This window comes from Coprococcus sp. AM97-35 (genome assembly GCF_027697525.1).
GTDB lineage: Bacteria > Bacillota > Clostridia > Lachnospirales > Lachnospiraceae > Allocoprococcus > Allocoprococcus comes.
Window position 1 is genome coordinate 1 of the sequence record NZ_JAQESL010000005.1, and the last position, 17018, is coordinate 17018.

Here is a 17018-nt window from a genome sequence, read left to right on the forward strand (position 1 = left end):
AAACGTGCGCCGCTAGGCGCACATGACAAATATGCAGGCAACTTCCATAACGCAAATTGCCTACATATTATCCATAAAGGGGCACTTTCCAAACTGAATTGCAAGTGCCCATTCTTCTTTCTTTTTACCGATTGCCAGTCTCAGCATCATTCTAGTTGATTCGCTCATATTTGGTTACCTCTTTACTAATCTTTCCTCTACTCGTTCATTATGTCAGCGCGCTGTCATTTATCTGACAATGCTATTGTGCTTTTTTTATGTATTCTTTACAGTTTTTCATATATAGTTATATAGTAATAAAGTTTTCAAAATCATTTCATTTTGATTTCAACATGATATTTTTCTGTCAATCTATACTTTTTCAGCAATTGTTTTATTTCATATTTTGAAATCTTTCATTCATATATTGCATTTTTGTGAATCATATACATTTTCCAGTTCTTCTTTTATGCAATCTTCCCCTTGTACCTTTCCACCTTGTTCCTCTCTCCAAATAATGCTACAATTCTTAAATAAGTGGTAATGATACCGTTCTCTTTATCCTGTTAAATGCAGGATAAGCATCTGCATCATTCCCGCAACTTCTTTTCCAGAATCGGAGGATGTTTAAAATGAAGTTAGACAAATCACTTGCCTTTCAGGTAGTAAACACGATCAAAGACACCTGCGGACAGGATATCAATTTTATCGATAAGCAGGGAATGATTTTTGCGAGTACCAACGCCGACCGGATTGGTACGTTTCATGCCATCGGTCACAAAGCCGCCCAGACAGAACAGACAATCGAAGTTTTTTCAGATGATGATTTTCCCGGAACACAAAAAGGAATCAATATGCCACTCTATTATCACGGCAGTTTTCTTGCAGTGATCGGAATTACCGGAGAACCGGACCAGGTCCGCCAGTACGTCCATCTTGCCGACCGGATTACCCATCTGCTGATCCGTGAAAAAGAGCTGAACCGACTGAGCCGCTCTCTGGAAGATAAAAAACACTTTGTTATCGATGCCCTGATCCGGAATGAGATTGCTGATCCGGATTATCTGGACACCTGCCTTTCAGATCTTCAGGTAAATCCAGGGACAAAGAAACGGCTTCTGATCATCCAGTCATCACCGGATGGACACAACAACTCTTCTTCCCTTGAACAGAAGATCATCGGACTTTTCGGCACGCTTGGTATTACTCTTTATACCTTTTATTATCCAAATGAATATCTTGCCGTGCTGGAAAACTCCGGCAAAGCCGCTCTCTATCAGATACTGGCTGATTTTACCGCAGACTGTGAAGCTTTGCTCTCCATTGCAGTCGGAAAGAAATGTCAGCTTTTCCAGCTGTCTCTTTCTTACCAATCTGCACTCACTGCGCTGAAATACTGCCGGAGTTCGGAAAACGAGATTGCTTTTTTCGATGATATGACACTGGAAATTCTGCTCTCTTCCATCTCGGAGCAGGAAAAAAATGCTTATCTGCAAAAAACGATCTCTGTACTTTCTGATGAAGAAAGAAATCTGCTTCAGACTTACTTTGAAGCAAATATGTCTCTTCTCGGAACCAGCCAGAAACTGTTTCTTCACAAAAACACAGTGCAGTACAAGCTGAATCATATTTATCAGAAATGCGGGCTGAATCCGCGTGTTTTCAAGGATGCGGTGCTTTTATATCTTGCCTTGCAGTTGTGATATTTTTAAATTCCAGACACGGATTCCTGTGCACACATCTTCCATATCCGTGTACAGGTTTGCCTATATAAGAAAATATTCTTGACAGATAAGTTTACTTACAGATTTTCGTCAAAAAACAGGACAGCCTTTCCTTCACCCTCACAACGGGTATTAAAAAGTCTGTCCTATCTTTTTTTATTCTTTATTTCTCATCAGCTATTCATCATACTTTGCTTCCACGCCATATTTCTTCATCCTCCGCCAGAGCGTCGTCGTACTGATCCCCAGCTCTTTTGCCGCAAGGTTCCGGTTTCCGTGGCACCTTTCCAAAATTTCTGACAACTCAATACTCCCTGGCTGCCGATTATTTCAATTGTATTTAACAATATGCCTTTTTTGCTTCGTCCATTCTCTGGAAAAATTCACTGTAAAATTCTTCCGTCCGATACGGAGTAAGGTAAAATCTCTGCAGTACATCCATGCTGACCGCTTTTGCGCTCTCCGGGTGTGCTGCAATGAATTCCTGTAACTGAATCAGTAATCCATGCCATCTGGCAATATACGTTTCATACTTTTTCAGATCCGGTGTATCAAGCCATTTTTTGACCTTTACTTTCGCCCGGTTCTCTTTCTGACATTCATGTACCTGAAGAAAATAGCAGAAACCATTTTCCTCATAATATCTTCCAAGCGGGAAAAGCCGACAGATTCCCGGACGAAATGGATGAATCCCACATCTTCCTTCCTCAGTCAGAAAACCACAGCCATCTTCCGCTCCTGCCATCTTCAGATTCGGCAAAATGATTCCGTCTACCACATTCAGTTCAATCTTTCCTGCAAGCAAAGTCTCAAAAGCCGCTCCTGTTCCCCTGCAAATCCGGACAATATCCAACGGATCCAGCACAATCGAGCTTCCCATCCCCGTACAACAGGCGTGGCATCCCTCACAATCGCCACAGTCTGCTTTTACCAGATCATTGCTGGTATATAATTTTCCATCTGAAATTTCTTCCATTGTCACCTGTCTTTTCATATCAATCTCCTTTCCTATACTCCTTCCAGTGTAAACGGTGGAATAAAGCTCTCCTTTGCCGTATCCCCTTCCTGTATAAACGCCTGCATCACACCAAGCGAGATCGCATAGTCCACCAGTTTCTCATACGCATACTCTGGCACTTTCCGGTTCAGCTCTGGATATTTTACCGCATCCAGACTCTCCAGTGGCGTATACTGGCTCATCAGGCTCATATAAATCCGGTTTCCATAAGTCTCATGCAAATATTTCACCACTCTTTTTCCATCTGCAAGACATCCCGGCAAAAGCAGATGACGCACGATCACGCCACGTTTCATCATTCCGCACTCATCAAATGTCGGCTCCCTTGTCTGTCTTACCATCTCAGCAAGAGCCGCCTTCGCAACCTCCGGATAATCCTCCGCCATCGAATATTTTTTCGCATGATCTGTATTTAAATATTTGAAATCCGGCAGGTAAATATCCACCAGACCATCCAGCATTTTCAAGGTTTCCACTCTCTCGTAACCGCCCGTATTATATACAACCGGCAAATACATCCCCTGCTTCTTTGCACTCTGAAGCGCCCGGATGATCTGCGGCACAAAATGCGTCGGCGTCACAAGATTGATATTATTCGCACCTTTCCCCTGCAGTTCCAGAAAGATCTCCGCCAGCCGCTCTTCTGAGATCACTTTGCCAACCTTGCTTCCCGCAATCTCATGGTTCTGACAGAACACACATCTTAAAGTACATCCCGTAAAAAAGACCGTCCCTGATCCTTCCTTTCCGGAAATACAGGGTTCCTCCCACATATGAAGCGCCGCTCTCGCCGCCCGGATCTCCCCTGTCTCTCCGCAAAAACCTGTCTTCCCATTCTCCCTGTCCGCCTCACACATCCGCGGACATAATGTACAGCCACTCATCCTATCGCTTAACCTCTCATCTATCCCTGATTTATTCCTCTCAGTATACCGCACTTTTTGAAAAATAGCCACCCAAGTTTTCCTCTTCCAGAGATTGAAAATTCTTTCCCCATCTGCTACAATAAAGTGCAGACAGGCATTTTGCCTCAAGTTTGGAGGAATATACAATGAGTAAAATTGATGAAGTAAGAAGCGCTATGGTCGCAGCCATGAAAGCAAAAGACAAGGACACAAAAGAGACATTATCTGCTCTTCTTGCAGCCCTTAAGAACAAAGCCATCGACAAACGTGCCGATCTTACCGAAGAAGAAGAAGTTCAGGTTATCTTAAAAGAGATCAAACAGACAAAAGAAACTCTGGAGATGACTCCTGCTGATCGTACAGACATTATTGAAGAATGTGAGAAACGTATCGCTGTTCTTGAACAGTATGCTCCGAAGATGATGGACGAAGCTGAGATCAAAGAAGTGATCGCAGGTGTCCTTTCCGGTCTTGGAATTGATGCTCCGACACCAAAGGATAAAGGACGTATCATGAAAGAACTGATGCCGAAAGTAAAAGGAAAAGCTGACGGAAAGCTTGTGAATGATATTCTCACAGGAATGATGGCTTAATAGCAGATATTATGAATGCAGGGTTCCGGATTGGTTCCCTGCATTTATATATAGTCGAATATACTCTGTATTGCGTCTGTTACATTAATTACATCTGCCCTTTTTACACGATCTATTATTTTATACCCCCTGATTCTCAAGTCTAACATTTTCATTTGTTCACATTGGATATAACCTTTATTTTCATCCATTTCAACATAAATGTGAAGTGGGCTTTCTGTACTCTCTCCTAATATTGGACAGCCAATTATTTCTCCCGACTGATTAAAAAAATTTTTACTTGCAACAAATACAGGATCCTTAATTTTTTCCACTTTTAAAACAGCCCCCTGCTGTATCTCCATTTTCTACCACACCTCTCTTCCTTCCGGCTTATCCCATTCATATTCTCCATCAAGATTTAACTTACCATCAAACTTTTCAGCTCTTTCTTCTAATTTTTGATGCCTGAAGGTCTTAACAAGCATAATCATACCATCCGATACTTTTACTTCCAGCATATCATTTATTTCTACATTGGCCTCTTGTAAAATATCTTTTGGAAGTCTGATTCCCTGACTATTTCCCCATGCTTTTACCTGTGTTTGCATAAAATTCACCTCCATATAATGTATATACTTAGTATATACATTATTCTGAAAATAATCAAATAATTTTCTCTCCTAATCACACTCTTCCTCAAAATATGTTATAATTCATAAGCATCAGTCTTTTACAAAATCACAATTACCAAAAGGGGATTTACTTACTATGAATAAAAAAGAAGTTACTGAAATCAAAAAACAGTTCACCCCATCCAACTGTGCGATTACCCGCATCTGCGGATGCTATGTAGATGGTGAAAAAGAGAAAAAAACGGAGATGAAAGATGCTTTCCTTTCTCTTCCGGAAGAGGAAATGTTCAAGTATTTTGACATTTTCAGAAAGTCCTTGTCCGGTACGATCGGAAAAAATCTTCTGAATATGGAATTTCCTCTGGAGACCGAATCGGAAGGTGGTACACAGGAATTTCTTCTCAAATTAAGAAACAGCCGGCTTACTGACGACGCTCTTCTGGAAGAATTCTATAATCGTGTCATCGATTCCTATGATTATGCAGAGAACTATCTGATCCTGCTGGTCCATGCAGCCTACGATATTCCGGGAAAATCAACGGACGGAAGTGAAATGTTCGATGCATCCGATGAAGTCTATGATTACATCATGTGTACCTTCTGTCCGGTCAAGCTTTCCAAGCCAGGACTCAGTTATCATGCAGAAGAGAACAGCTTCCATGAGCGTATCCGTGACTGGATCGTAGAGATGCCGGATGCCGGTTTCCTCTTCCCTGCTTTTAACGACCGCAGCACCGATATTCACAATCTGCTTTATTATTCAAAAAATGCAGAGAATCTCGGAAACGGTCTGACCGATCTGCTTCTTGGATGTGTTCCGCCACTCACCGCCGGAGATCAGAAAGAAACTTTCCGTACACTGATCGAAGAAACGCTCGGAGATGACTGCGACTACGATACGGTCAAAAATATCCACGAAAACTTGAATGAAATGATTGAACAGAATTCTGAAAATCCGGAACCACTTGCCCTTGACAAAGCAGAAGTTAAATACCTCCTTGCCAAAAGCGGTGTCGAAGAAGAAAAGTTGGAAACATTCGATGAGCAGTACGATTCCGCTGCCGGAGAGCACAGTACACTCCTTGCCTCCAATATTGCAAACCTCAAAAAATTCGAGATCAAAACTCCGGACATCACCATTCAGGTAAACCCAGAATGCGCAGATCTTGTAGAAACACGTATTATCGATGGTCAGAAATGCCTGGTCATTGTCGTTGACGACCGCGTTGAGATCAACGGAATCAGTGCAAAGACTGCCGTATCCGGAGGACTTCCAAAGTCTTCTACCCCTGATGCGTCTGATGAATCCAAAAGCGATACATCCGAAAATGAAATGGATGTTCCATTCTAAATGCCTTACATATTATTACAAAAGACATTTTTATTGATTATCTTTCGTAATATTTCCTTATTTCTTTTCAATTTTACAATGTATACGAAAAATGCAGGTAATCCTCTCGACTACCTGCATTATTCTATACGCATTTTTTCATTCTCATTTACTACAATTCCCGTTTTTCATCTTTTCCTAAATCACAGTTCCTCCACCGGTCGTCACAAATCCAACTCTCAGAATTGCTTTCACAAAACTCCACATTCCATTGATTACTGCAGAATTCAGCAGACTGATCGGCACATCCAGAATTCCTGTTCCAAGTAACAGAAGCAGAATCCACATACTATACGGTCGGATCTTCCAGTAAAACTCTGCTACCCTCGGAAAGATCTCAGCAAGAATATTCGATCCGTCAAGAGGCGGAATCGGAATCAGATTGAACACACCAAGTCCAATATTCAGCACTGCTCCATAATAAGTAAGCACATAAAGATAATTCAGAATCAACCCACTCGATCCGTACTTATACAAAAGCCCGTGCAGAATCATACAGACAAACGCAAGCAGGAAATTCATGACTACTCCCGCTGCTGCCACAAGAATCGTATCTCTTTTTTTATTCTTATAATTCCTGGTATTGATCCTTACCGGCTTTGCCCATCCCACATGAAAGACAAGCAGACATAACGTTCCCCACACATCCAGATGCTTAAATGGATTCAAGGTCAGTCTTCCGTCATATTTTGGTGTCATATCCCCGAGTTTATATGACACATATCCATGTGCAAATTCATGCAACGAAACAGCAAATAGTGTGGCAGGGGCAACGTAAATGAGTGTCTGAAAAAACTGATACATCGCCCTGGTCAGTCCTGTATTCTGAAACAGCATAATATCCTCCCGATTTTCTTAGTAACGTCTATTATAGTCCCAAGAGAAAACGGATTCAAGAAAGATTATGTAAATTTTTTCTAAAGATTGTACAGAAAAAGTCATTATCCAATCCATAGATAATGACTTTTTTATACCATTTATTTTGCTTTTTTATTCTGTCTGTCCATGTAGATCTTTCTCCCCATAAAAATCAGTGCCGACAGAGCAAACAGGATCAGCAGTCCTGTCACCAGAAGCTTCGCTCCTCCTGTCAGCATTCCTCCAACATAAGAATATACAATCGTTGCCGGAAGCTGTCCTACACCAGTTGCCACAAAAAAAGATATAAACGACATCGAAGTAAGTCCTGCTGCATAACTTACAATATCAAACGAAATAAACGGAAGCAAACGACAGATCAGAACTGTATTCTTTCCATATTTTTTAAAAAATGTATCTATCTGCTGCATTCCAGCTTTACTCGTAAGCTTTTCTGCCACATCACGTCCAAGTATTCTTGCAATGAAAAAACATACCGCTGCTCCTGCCATCGCACTGCTCCATGACAGAATAGCTCCCTGCCACCATCCAAAAAGATTCGCATTTGCAAATGTAATCAGAAATGCCGGAAGTGGCGCTGCAATCGACTGAAAAATCATAAGCAAAAATGAAATCAATGCCGCATATGCCCCATAAGATGCTACAAAGTCTCTGACCACTGCAAAGTCTCCACTAGCAAACATCTTAAATACCTGATTCATCACATGTTTTACGGACGGAAATACATAATAACTTCCGATTGATACAATAATCAAAACGATCACTACTATTTTCCCCACCCAAATATTTTTCTTTTTTTCCATACTTTTTACTCCTTATTCCTTATTTTCTTCCAGGTCATCTTTCAGGTAACGTTTTTTCAGGATTATCCCGATTATCGTGACTACAACTGCCAGCACTACTGCTATTCCAATATAAAGCAACCTATTTTCCTTATCCGCAAGGCCTGCTGTACCAACCGTATACATCGCTGTACCAGGTAGCATAAATATCAACGAACCAATTGCATACGTACTAAAACGGATATCTGTAATACCATACGCAAAATTCTGCAGATTAAATGGAAATACCGGAACCAGACGTGTAATCATAAGAACAAATAATTCATTACAGCCAGTATCGTCAAACAACCATTTTTTCAAGATACGGTTTTTTGCAACCACTGGTCCAATACTGTCTTTCAAGAAAAAACGTCCTGCAATAAATGCAAGAACCGCCCCGATCGTTGTTGCCAGAGAACAACAAATCGTACCGATTACTGGTCCAAAGAGAAGTCCTGCCAGTATCGCAAACGTCACTCCCGGAAGCGCAAGCACCACACACCCAACAACTGTCAATACCATATACAATAGAATTGCCAGAGGAAGATTATTCTGCACTATCCGCTTCATAAATTCAAGATTTTCTGCAGTACTTATGTAAGAAGACCAGTCAAAAATATGATTCAGGATCACAATCAAAAGGATGATTCCCCCAAATATCCATAGCTTCTTGTTTTTCATCTCTTTTTCCTTTTCCCCTTTTTGAATTTTGCTATCTAATGTTATCACATTTTCCCTTCTATCTCAAATACATTTATACTATAATTGTATATCCTTATCGTGTTTTTCTATAGCAAAAAGCAGCCCTTGATGGACTGCTCTTTACGCTTTCTGAATAACTCAGATTATTTACCTTCTTTTTCGTATTCTGTAATTCTTGCCACCTTTGGCATAGAACGGGATTCCGGATCGAAAGTTACGCTTAAGTACTCTTTTACGAGGCATTTTGCGAGCTCAATTCCTGTAACCTGTGCACCAAGTGTGATAATGTTGGCATTGTTACTGAGCTGTGCTCTCTGAGCCTGATATACATTGTTAACCAGTGCTGCATAAGCTCCCGGAACTTTGTTGGCAGCAATGCTTACCCCGATACCTGTTCCGCAGATCAGGATTCCTCTTGCAATTTTCATTTTTTCTTTTTTATTTTCGATTATTCTTGTGTTTTGTTTTCGTTTTCTTTCGTTTTCGCTGGTTTTCTCTTTATCTGCAACTGCAGGTTCACCCCAAACGGATTGACTGCAACGCCAAATGCTTCCGGTGAAAGAATTTCCGGAATCTTACTTCCTTCTACAACAGCGGTTTTCAATGTCACACCCTTGTTCAGGTTCTGGAATTTCTTAACTTCCTGCACATCCGTAAAGATTGGCTGATACACTTTCCCATCTTTCTGTTTCAGAATCGGAATTCCTTTGTCCTCCTGAACAGTCACAATATAACGCCCCTCCTGATAATGGGCAAGCATTTCTTCGTTCAGTTCTTTTAACTCATCCGTCATCTCCGGTTTATCCGGCTTTCTCATCTGTTGCATAAAATACGCTGCAGTCAGCACCAGTTCCGGATTCTCTACACGTATTTTTCCTTCTGGCAGTTCTTCATCCTTCGGTCTCGTGATCAATTCGTCAAGCTGCACAGTAATCTGTCCGTCCAACCCTTTGTCCACCAGAATACAGTTGACTCCCATCGGAAACAGCCCGGTAAAAAATGACAGGCGGGAATTTTCATCCACCTTGACAAGCTGCATTGGATTTCCCTCCTTCTGAAGTTTCATAGCCTCTTCTTTCGCTTCCGCTTCTGTGTAGTAAAGAAGGATCTCATCATCAAATGTCTCCGGATCGCAGACCACATATGGCATTCTTGTACAGGATGACATCAGTACATAAATTGCCTCTGTAGTACGCAGTTTATTTAAAGTTTCGATTTTCTGATTTGTATTACTCATTCTAGTATATCCCTTTCCTATTTCTCCATATAACAAGAATTATACCCGTCTGTCCGAAAGAAGTCAATTTATACTCCCTTATTCCACTTGATTATCTTCGTATTTTCCTATATCATATGTGTTTAGTGGCTGTTTTTACAATATTTTTACTCTTTTATCAGAACAGAAAGGAATGAGAAAATGAATCAGGAAAATACATCTGCACCTGCAGAAAACAAAATGGGTACCATGCCCATCGGAAAACTATTATTTAATATGTCTCTGCCTATGATGATTTCTATGCTGGTACAGGCTTTGTACAACATCGTAGACAGTATTTTTGTCGCTAAATTATCGGAAAATGCACTGACCGCCGTTTCACTTGCCTTTCCACTCCAGACACTGCTTATTGCAGTTGGAACCGGAACCGGTGTCGGCATGAATGCACTCCTTTCCAAATCACTTGGAGAGAAAAATTTCAAAAAAGCAAATGCAACTGCAAGCAACGCTGCCGTTTTATATTTTTTCAGCTATCTCGTATTTTTCATTCTTGGCTTTACGATCGTCCGTCCTTTTTACGCAAGTCAGATTGGAAATGCTGACCAGGAGATCATGAAACTCGGAATTGAGTACTTAAGCACCGTCATGATTTTTTCTTTCGGGCTGCTTGCACAGGTCTTCTTTGAACGTCTTCTTACTTCAACCGGAAGAACCATCTTCAGTATGACTTCCCAGCTGACAGGGGCAATCACTAACATCATTCTTGATCCAATCCTGATCTTCGGACTTCTCGGAGCTCCGAAAATGGGTGTGACCGGAGCTGCTGTTGCAACCGTGATCGGACAATGCGTTGCCGCACTTGTCGCCGGATTTTGTAACCACCGGTACAATCATGATGTGAAACTGAAGTTTCATGGATTCAGACTCGATTTCCATATTATCGGCACCATTTATGCAGTTGGAATTCCAACGATTATTATGCAGTCCATCGGATCGGTTATGACTTACTGCATGAACCGCATCCTGATCGAGTTTTCATCAACCGCAACTGCTGTATTCGGCGTTTACTTTAAGCTACAGAGTTTCTTCTTCATGCCGGTATTCGGTCTCAACAATGGGATTACTCCGATCATTGCCTACAATTATGGTGCCGGTCAGAGAAAACGTATGCTCAAGACGATCAAGCTCAGTATGCTGGTTGCCTTCTGCCTCACCTTCATCGGATTCCTCTGCTTTGAAGGAATCCCACAGATACTTTTGGGTATGTTCAATGCATCGAACGAGCTGCTCACCATCGGAGTTCCTGCCCTGCGGATCATCGGAATCCACTATCTGATCGCATGGTTCTGTATTGTATCAGGAACAGTATTTCAGGCTCTTGGAAAAGCATTTTTCAGTATGATCGTCTCCATTATGCGTCAGTTATTTGTACTGATCCCTGCCGCATATATCCTTGCAAAGCTTGGCGGTCTTCATGTAGTGTGGTGGTCATTCCCGATTGCGGAGGTCATTTCACTTATGGTATCCTCCTTCTTCCTGGTACGGATCAACCGGACGATCATTTCCAGGGTTCCAGAGGGAAAGTTTTAGTAGAACTGTGCTCGGATAGTTCCTCTGATAGCGAAAAAGAAGATTTTCACGTGTCGATTCAGATCCTCGAAAATCTTCTTTTTATTTTAACTTTATCTTACATAAATTCCTGTATGGATTCGTCCTCGCAAGCCCAATCTCAACCGCTTCACCTGTAAACGGTGCAAACTGGTTCTGCATCACAACAAATGCCTCCCGCATTTCCGCCTGATTCAGTCTTTTTCCCAATGTTGTATGCGGGAACCAGGAAAACGGCTGGTATCTGATCTGGATCCGTACCTCCTCCAGATATCTAATCTTTGAGAAAACAGACTCTGACAGCTTTTGCAGATATGCATTTAAAACCGGTGACAAATAAATTGTATGTGGCAGAAACATCCCTACCGAGCACCAGAAAATCTGTCCTTTTTCAAATTCCTGTTCCATTGCCGTAAAGCCGGCGATTGCTTTCTCTTCTTCTGCCATATCAAATGCCGACAAGGTAATATGTGGCGGAACCTTTCCGTCAATCATCGCCATATTGCCCGTTCTTTGCGCAATCTGTTCCATATATAACTGGATCTTCTTGTTTGTCCCTTCGTCAAAATAAAGTGATATCAGGTACATACTATCCTTTTAGCCCAGCTGACTGCCGGATCATATCTTCCACTACGATATCGTAAATCTCGCCAATACTATTACAATATTCCAGAATCTTCCATGGCTCGTTTGTATGGAAATGAATTTTGATCAGATCTTCATCTCCTACCGCGATCAGACAGTTTCCTTCAAAATGTTCGGATATATATTCTGCAATCTCATCTTCATCCAGATCTTCATCTCTTCTGTCAATCAAAAGCTGCGTATCATAACGGTATGCAAACTGATCCTCTTCTACGTCTATACTGTGTACATTTTCCATCTGTTTGTTCCTCCTTACTCAAAGTTCAAGAACAGTATAGCATATTTTTATTTGTTATCAAATGTAATATTTCTGACCATATTCCGGTTGATCAGCTGTATTCCCTTTTTCCCTGCATCCACTTTTGGAATCCGTAAAGGATTACCGGAAAATTAACGGACTTATACTTGAATGATTTACTTTGTCGCAAATTTACGGCAGTGCACAATCTCACGAACATAGTTCGTTCGATTGACGGGCATCGGCTACGCCTTGTTCCTTGACCTCACTACATTTGCACAATCCGTTCTTCTATCATTCCATACTATTCATCACTTTTTAAATGTTTGTTTGTAATAATTGGAATAACTTCTTCTGAATCATTTACAAAAACTAAAACTTCATTTACTATCTTAATCTTCCGATAACCACCTTTATGATAATGCAACATCTTATGATGATTCGGACAAACAACTATGAGATTATTAAGCCTATCCAAAGTTCCTTCTTCATCATATTCTTCAGACAGATTTTTTATATGATGTACTTCTACGTATTTTGTTCCATCTTGTTTTTCTATTGGCATTCTTTGCTCATTTGAACATAATTGGCATTCATAATCATATGCTCTTTTTAGTTTATCTATTAACTTATGATTTCGTTCTATCTTATTTTCTGATATTTCTTTTTTTCTGATTTCCTGCTCTTCCAAATCTATAATTTCATCAATTTCCTCTGTTAGTTCTTTTATCGTATTACTTTTTTTAGAACGAACATACCCTAATGACAAAATATACTCATCTATTGACATTTCATTCAACTTTGCTACATTATATATTGTTTGATAAATTTTGTCTTGTGAAGAAAAATATACGATATTGGGTGGCTCTATAATGTATTTACTTAACTCTTTCTTATACTTTATATTCTTATTTTCAGAAACATACTCATCAGCACGCCTTGATTTTTTATATCCATAAAAATCAAGAAATTCATCTAAATGCATTCCATAACGATGTGCATAATTTCGAATCCATTGATTTTCTGGTGATGAACTTAATTGTACAACACCATCAACCATATGTTCCTCAAAAAATTTGATTATTCTAGAATCTCTAATTGAATCCTTTTCTGTTAAACAACTTTCAAATCCAAGAAATTGAGCATATTCTTTTCCTTTCATATTTCTTTTATGAGCCGCTTTTTTAAAAAGCTGTTTAGAATCTCCATTTAGTAAAATACATTCCTTTTTCAAAATGCTATCCCGTTCACTACATTTCAGCACCTCATAGTCCATTTCATTATATATATTCATTTTTTCAACTATTGAAAGAGTTTTTAAATCCTCTGGAACAAATTCATCAAACATACATTTAACACATTTTTCATCAAAATATATTAAACATATTTTTCCATCCCTACTATTTTTAATAAGATACCGTCTTTGCTGTTTCTCATTCCAATAACTGAATTTGTGGTACATTAACATTTTTCTAAAAATTTTATCATCATCTTCTGATAACATTTCCATAAACCAAGATGTATAATGCTTTATCCCATGAATTAACACTTTATTGACATTTGCTTTTGTACTCCATGTCATATCTGCTATTTCTTGATTTGTCATCTGATACTCGTAATATAATTTCTTTATTGCCTCCGAATCTAATTCCGAAGTAGTACCCCGATATTTTTCTGTATTTTCCATTACAATTTATCTCCCTACATAAACATATAACTATCTGAATAGATTTTAACATAATTGACAAGCAAAGTCACATTTCTATAAAAGGATTATAGCAAACAAGGATATGCAAAAATGCATATCCTTGTTTATTTGAAATATTTACTCCATTTTCTTTCAACTTTTACTCCAAATTTACTCCATTTCAAAAATCTGTTACGATATTTTACGGTATTCTATAATACCTTTTCTTTAAAGAAAAATGTCTGTAAACCTTGATTTCAAGCAAACTTTTCAATATTTCCAAGCACTTTATTCTGTTGTGAAAATTTCTTCTCAATTATTTCTGAACAATGTTTATGATCTTCTTCGGAACGTAGATTTCTTTTACGATATTTCCTGTAAGTTTATCTGCGATTGCTTCTTTTCCGGCAGCGATTGCTTCTTCTTTTGTAGCCTCTGCGGAAATCTTGATGACTGCTCTTGTTTTTCCATTGATCTGCACCGGAATTTCGATTTCATCATCTTTCATGGCTTCTGTATCGTATTTTGGCCATCCGGCACGGAATACGCTTTCTTTGTTGCCAAGTTCTTCCCAGATTTCTTCTGCCATATGTGGTGCAAATGGTGCCAGTAATACAGCAAGGGTATCCAGAGTATCTCTGTCTACTCCGCCTTCCTTCTTAGCGATCGCAACCAGTGTATTTGTATGCTCCATGAATGCAGAAATAACGGTATTCAGGCTGAAGCTTTCCAGACGGGTTGTGATATCATAAACCAGTTTATGACGTACTTTGATCATCTCTTTGGTTGGTTTGATATCTTTATCCTTGCTGTCCATAAGCAGGTTCCAGAGTTTCTTAAGGAAACGGTATACACCATCGATTCCTCTGTCATCCCACTCTGCATCCAGTTCCGGTGGTCCTACGAAGAGTTCATACATTCTTAAAGAATCGCATCCATAATCTCTTACAAGATCATCCGGAGACACGACATTTCCTTTTGACTTACTCATCTTGATACCATTCTTACCTGTGATCATTCCCTGGTTGAACAGTTTGATAAACGGCTCATCAAAATCGATCACACCGATATCGCAAAGGAATTTAGTATAGAATCTTGAATACAGAAGGTGAAGTACTGCATGTTCTACACCACCGATATACATATCTACCGGAAGCATTGCATCTGCTTTTTCTCTGGATACAAGTTCTTCGTTGTTGTGATTATCTACATAACGCAGGAAATACCATGAAGATCCAGCCCACTGCGGCATGGTATTTGTCTCACGTTTTGCCGGCTTTCCACAAACAGGACAGGTTGTATTTACCCATTCATCGATTCCCGCAAGTGGAGATTCTCCTGTTCCTGTCGGTTCATAAGATTCTACATCCGGCAGTCTCAGCGGAAGCTGATCCTCCGGTACCGGTACAGCGCCACATTCCGGACAATGTACGATCGGAATTGGTTCTCCCCAGTATCTCTGACGAGAGAATACCCAGTCACGCAGCTTGTAGTTTACAGTTGCACGTCCGATTCCTCTTTCTTCGATGATATGTGGAGCTTCTTTCTTAAGGACAGAGCTTTCCATGCCATTCCATTCTCCGGAATTGATCATCGTTCCGGAAGCCTCTGTATAAGCTTCTGTCATATTTTCGATTTCTTTACCATCTTTTGCAATAACCTGGATGATCGGGATGTTGAACTTGGTTGCAAATTCAAAGTCACGGTCGTCATGAGCCGGTACACACATGATGGCTCCTGTACCATAATCAGCCAGTACATAATCAGAAAGCCAGATCGGTACCTTTGCTCCGTTCAGAGGGTTGATCGCGTAAGTTCCTGTAAATACACCTGTTTTTTCTTTGTCCTGCAGACGGTCTACATTAGACTTCATAGAAGAATCGAAGATATATTTTTCTACTTCTTCTTTGTGTTCCGGTGTTGCAAGCTCTGCTGCAAGCTTATGTTCCGGTGCAAGTACCATGAAGGTTGCTCCATGAAGCGTATCTGGTCTTGTTGTGTATACAGTGATCTTATCTTCTCTTCCTTCAACCGGGAAATCTACTTCTGCACCGTAAGATTTACCGATCCAGTCTGTCTGCATCTTTTTAACTTTTTCCGGCCAGTCAAGCTTATCCAGGTCATTTAACAGACGGTCTGCATATTTTGTGATACGCAGCATCCACTGACGAAGGTTCTTCTTTGTAACTTCAGCGCCGCAGCGTTCGCATTTTCCGCCTACAACCTCTTCGTTTGCAAGACCTGTCTTACAAGACGGGCACCAGTTGATCGGGAATTCTTTTTCGTATGCAAGTCCTTCTTTGAACATCTTTACAAAGATCCACTGTGTCCATTTGTAGAAATCAGGATCTGTTGTATTGACTTCCATATCCCAGTCATAAAGCGCTGAGATCTCATTGATCTGACGTTTGATATTCGCGATGTTTGCTGCTGTCGATTTTGCAGGATGGGTTCCCATCTTGATCGCATAGTTTTCAGCCGGAAGGCCGAATGCATCCCATCCCATCGGATGAATGATGTAATATCCCTGAAGCAGTTTGTAACGGCTCCACACATCGGAGATAACATAGCCTCTCCAGTGTCCTACATGAAGACCGTTTCCTGACGGATACGGGAACATGTCCAGACAATAATATTTCTTTTTCGGGTTGCCGTTTTCATCCACTTTCGGATTAACCGGATTTTCAGCCCATTTTTCTTTCCATTTCTTTTCGATTGCCTTATGATTGTAAGGTACTGCCATTTTTCTTTCCTCCTGGTATTGTTTCAGTATGAAAAAAAGTGTCTTAACCTTTTATTTAACAGGAAATTCCATCAGGATTTCCTGTTAAATAAAAATCTTTCGCCTCTTTTGATAAATTCAAAGAGACGAAAGATTAAATTCCGTGGTACCACTCTTCTTCGCCGCATCCCGGTAACATAACTTACGGTGCAGCGCACTTGTGATTCTATAACGGGAATTCCCGCTTCTGCCTATCTGAAAACCGTTCAGCAGAAGA

The 17018-nt window shown here is 40.3% G+C and carries 18 protein-coding genes and 1 other annotated feature (1 of these 19 running past the window's edge); of the genes, 4 read left to right on the plus strand and 14 right to left on the minus strand.

All coding sequences use genetic code 11. The annotated features are described in order from the left end of the window. The first annotated feature begins 611 nt into the window (after nucleotides 1–611). Nucleotides 612–1682 carry a CdaR family transcriptional regulator gene (locus PG840_RS06125; protein ID WP_330663233.1) on the plus strand — a complete coding sequence of 357 codons (1071 nt, stop codon included), beginning with the start codon at nucleotides 612–614 and terminating at the stop codon, nucleotides 1680–1682. Between the two features lie 198 nt (nucleotides 1683–1880). Here the strand turns inward: PG840_RS06125 and PG840_RS06130 are convergent, their stop codons facing one another. Genes PG840_RS06130 through PG840_RS06140 form a run of 3 tightly spaced genes read right to left on the minus strand, consistent with a single transcriptional unit; the run spans nucleotide 1881 to nucleotide 3605 of the window. Further along, a complete protein-coding gene (locus tag PG840_RS06130) occupies nucleotides 1881–2006 on the minus strand; it encodes a helix-turn-helix domain-containing protein (protein ID WP_207730779.1) in 126 nt (41 codons plus the stop codon). Nucleotides 2007–2043: 37 nt separating this feature from the next. Further along, nucleotides 2044–2697, minus strand: a complete 654-nt coding sequence (locus tag PG840_RS06135; RefSeq protein WP_270205370.1) for a YkgJ family cysteine cluster protein — start codon at nucleotides 2695–2697, stop codon at nucleotides 2044–2046. A gap of 14 nt (nucleotides 2698–2711) precedes the next feature. Next, the gene (locus PG840_RS06140; protein WP_270205369.1) at nucleotides 2712–3605 is read right to left on the minus strand and encodes a radical SAM protein; all 894 of its coding nucleotides are present in this window, start codon (nucleotides 3603–3605) and stop codon (nucleotides 2712–2714) included. A gap of 167 nt (nucleotides 3606–3772) precedes the next feature. Here PG840_RS06140 and PG840_RS06145 point away from each other — a divergent pair, with 167 nt between their 5' ends. Next, on the plus strand, nucleotides 3773–4219 hold the full coding sequence (locus tag PG840_RS06145; protein ID WP_008369771.1) for a GatB/YqeY domain-containing protein: 447 nt from the start codon (nucleotides 3773–3775) through the stop codon (nucleotides 4217–4219). A 44-nt stretch (nucleotides 4220–4263) separates the two neighbouring features. On the opposite strand, the gene PG840_RS06150 is transcribed toward PG840_RS06145, so the two are convergent. Together PG840_RS06150 and PG840_RS06155 are read right to left on the minus strand one after the other, a co-directional pair. After that, on the minus strand, nucleotides 4264–4563 hold the full coding sequence (locus PG840_RS06150) for a type II toxin-antitoxin system PemK/MazF family toxin (protein WP_270205368.1): 300 nt from the start codon (nucleotides 4561–4563) through the stop codon (nucleotides 4264–4266). Nucleotides 4564–4566: 3 nt separating this feature from the next. Then, entirely contained in the window at nucleotides 4567–4809 is a 243-nt protein-coding gene (locus PG840_RS06155; RefSeq protein WP_270613429.1) for an AbrB/MazE/SpoVT family DNA-binding domain-containing protein, read from the minus strand. A 160-nt stretch (nucleotides 4810–4969) separates the two neighbouring features. On the opposite strand from PG840_RS06155, the gene PG840_RS06160 reads away from it, so the two are divergent. Further along, on the plus strand, nucleotides 4970–6184 hold the full coding sequence (locus tag PG840_RS06160) for a DUF4317 domain-containing protein (protein WP_270205367.1): 1215 nt from the start codon (nucleotides 4970–4972) through the stop codon (nucleotides 6182–6184). A gap of 177 nt (nucleotides 6185–6361) precedes the next feature. Here PG840_RS06160 and PG840_RS06165 read toward each other — a convergent pair whose 3' ends face one another. The 5 genes from PG840_RS06165 to PG840_RS06185 form a co-directional block, all read right to left on the minus strand. Next, on the minus strand, nucleotides 6362–7060 hold the full coding sequence (locus PG840_RS06165; RefSeq protein ID WP_227119682.1) for a site-2 protease family protein: 699 nt from the start codon (nucleotides 7058–7060) through the stop codon (nucleotides 6362–6364). Nucleotides 7061–7200: 140 nt separating this feature from the next. After that, nucleotides 7201–7905 (minus strand): TVP38/TMEM64 family protein, encoded by a 705-nt coding sequence (locus PG840_RS06170; protein WP_117834345.1) that lies wholly within the window; start codon nucleotides 7903–7905, stop codon nucleotides 7201–7203. A gap of 12 nt (nucleotides 7906–7917) precedes the next feature. Then, nucleotides 7918–8604 carry a TVP38/TMEM64 family protein gene (locus PG840_RS06175; protein ID WP_117555980.1) on the minus strand — a complete coding sequence of 229 codons (687 nt, stop codon included), beginning with the start codon at nucleotides 8602–8604 and terminating at the stop codon, nucleotides 7918–7920. A gap of 164 nt (nucleotides 8605–8768) precedes the next feature. Further along, nucleotides 8769–9053, minus strand: a complete 285-nt coding sequence (locus tag PG840_RS06180; RefSeq protein ID WP_082421164.1) for an RpiB/LacA/LacB family sugar-phosphate isomerase — start codon at nucleotides 9051–9053, stop codon at nucleotides 8769–8771. A gap of 20 nt (nucleotides 9054–9073) precedes the next feature. Beyond that, nucleotides 9074–9862 (minus strand): SseB family protein, encoded by a 789-nt coding sequence (locus PG840_RS06185; protein ID WP_055261386.1) that lies wholly within the window; start codon nucleotides 9860–9862, stop codon nucleotides 9074–9076. Between the two features lie 180 nt (nucleotides 9863–10042). Between PG840_RS06185 and PG840_RS06190 the strand changes: the two genes are divergently transcribed. Continuing rightward, nucleotides 10043–11431: an MATE family efflux transporter gene (locus PG840_RS06190; RefSeq protein ID WP_270205366.1), complete on the plus strand. Its 1389-nt coding sequence runs from the start codon at nucleotides 10043–10045 to the stop codon at nucleotides 11429–11431. Nucleotides 11432–11512: 81 nt separating this feature from the next. Here PG840_RS06190 and PG840_RS06195 read toward each other — a convergent pair whose 3' ends face one another. The 4 genes from PG840_RS06195 to leuS form a co-directional block, all read right to left on the minus strand. Beyond that, nucleotides 11513–12037, minus strand: a complete 525-nt coding sequence (locus PG840_RS06195; protein ID WP_270205365.1) for a 2'-5' RNA ligase family protein — start codon at nucleotides 12035–12037, stop codon at nucleotides 11513–11515. Nucleotide 12038: 1 nt separating this feature from the next. Next, the gene (locus PG840_RS06200; protein ID WP_055249520.1) at nucleotides 12039–12332 is read right to left on the minus strand and encodes a hypothetical protein; all 294 of its coding nucleotides are present in this window, start codon (nucleotides 12330–12332) and stop codon (nucleotides 12039–12041) included. A gap of 304 nt (nucleotides 12333–12636) precedes the next feature. Continuing rightward, the gene (locus PG840_RS06205; RefSeq protein WP_270205364.1) at nucleotides 12637–14019 is read right to left on the minus strand and encodes an HNH endonuclease; all 1383 of its coding nucleotides are present in this window, start codon (nucleotides 14017–14019) and stop codon (nucleotides 12637–12639) included. A 316-nt stretch (nucleotides 14020–14335) separates the two neighbouring features. Then, nucleotides 14336–16762, minus strand: coding sequence for a leucine--tRNA ligase (gene leuS, locus PG840_RS06210; RefSeq protein ID WP_117834351.1), 2427 nt, complete (start codon nucleotides 16760–16762; stop codon nucleotides 14336–14338). A gap of 118 nt (nucleotides 16763–16880) precedes the next feature. Beyond that, nucleotides 16881–17018 (minus strand) — a binding site (T-box leader) (it continues 100 nt past the right edge of the window).

Excerpts from the sequence above, each read along its gene's own strand:
- PG840_RS06190 (WP_270205366.1), top strand. The coding sequence starts at position 10,043 with ATGAATCAGGAAAATACATCTGCACCTGCAGAAAACAAAATGGGTACC.
- PG840_RS06155 (WP_270613429.1), bottom strand. The coding sequence starts at position 4,809 with ATGCAAACACAGGTAAAAGCATGGGGAAATAGTCAGGGAATCAGACTT.
- PG840_RS06165 (WP_227119682.1), bottom strand. The coding sequence starts at position 7,060 with ATGCTGTTTCAGAATACAGGACTGACCAGGGCGATGTATCAGTTTTTT.
- leuS (WP_117834351.1), bottom strand. The coding sequence starts at position 16,762 with ATGGCAGTACCTTACAATCATAAGGCAATCGAAAAGAAATGGAAAGAA.
- PG840_RS06185 (WP_055261386.1), bottom strand. The coding sequence starts at position 9,862 with ATGAGTAATACAAATCAGAAAATCGAAACTTTAAATAAACTGCGTACT.
- PG840_RS06135 (WP_270205370.1), bottom strand. The coding sequence starts at position 2,697 with ATGAAAAGACAGGTGACAATGGAAGAAATTTCAGATGGAAAATTATAT.
- PG840_RS06175 (WP_117555980.1), bottom strand. The coding sequence starts at position 8,604 with ATGAAAAACAAGAAGCTATGGATATTTGGGGGAATCATCCTTTTGATT.
- PG840_RS06140 (WP_270205369.1), bottom strand. The coding sequence starts at position 3,605 with ATGAGTGGCTGTACATTATGTCCGCGGATGTGTGAGGCGGACAGGGAG.
- PG840_RS06180 (WP_082421164.1), bottom strand. The coding sequence starts at position 9,053 with ATGAAAATTGCAAGAGGAATCCTGATCTGCGGAACAGGTATCGGGGTA.
- PG840_RS06150 (WP_270205368.1), bottom strand. The coding sequence starts at position 4,563 with ATGGAGATACAGCAGGGGGCTGTTTTAAAAGTGGAAAAAATTAAGGAT.
- PG840_RS06145 (WP_008369771.1), top strand. The coding sequence starts at position 3,773 with ATGAGTAAAATTGATGAAGTAAGAAGCGCTATGGTCGCAGCCATGAAA.
- PG840_RS06160 (WP_270205367.1), top strand. The coding sequence starts at position 4,970 with ATGAATAAAAAAGAAGTTACTGAAATCAAAAAACAGTTCACCCCATCC.
- PG840_RS06125 (WP_330663233.1), top strand. The coding sequence starts at position 612 with ATGAAGTTAGACAAATCACTTGCCTTTCAGGTAGTAAACACGATCAAA.
- PG840_RS06170 (WP_117834345.1), bottom strand. The coding sequence starts at position 7,905 with ATGGAAAAAAAGAAAAATATTTGGGTGGGGAAAATAGTAGTGATCGTT.
- PG840_RS06195 (WP_270205365.1), bottom strand. The coding sequence starts at position 12,037 with ATGTACCTGATATCACTTTATTTTGACGAAGGGACAAACAAGAAGATC.
- PG840_RS06205 (WP_270205364.1), bottom strand. The coding sequence starts at position 14,019 with ATGGAAAATACAGAAAAATATCGGGGTACTACTTCGGAATTAGATTCG.
- PG840_RS06200 (WP_055249520.1), bottom strand. The coding sequence starts at position 12,332 with ATGGAAAATGTACACAGTATAGACGTAGAAGAGGATCAGTTTGCATAC.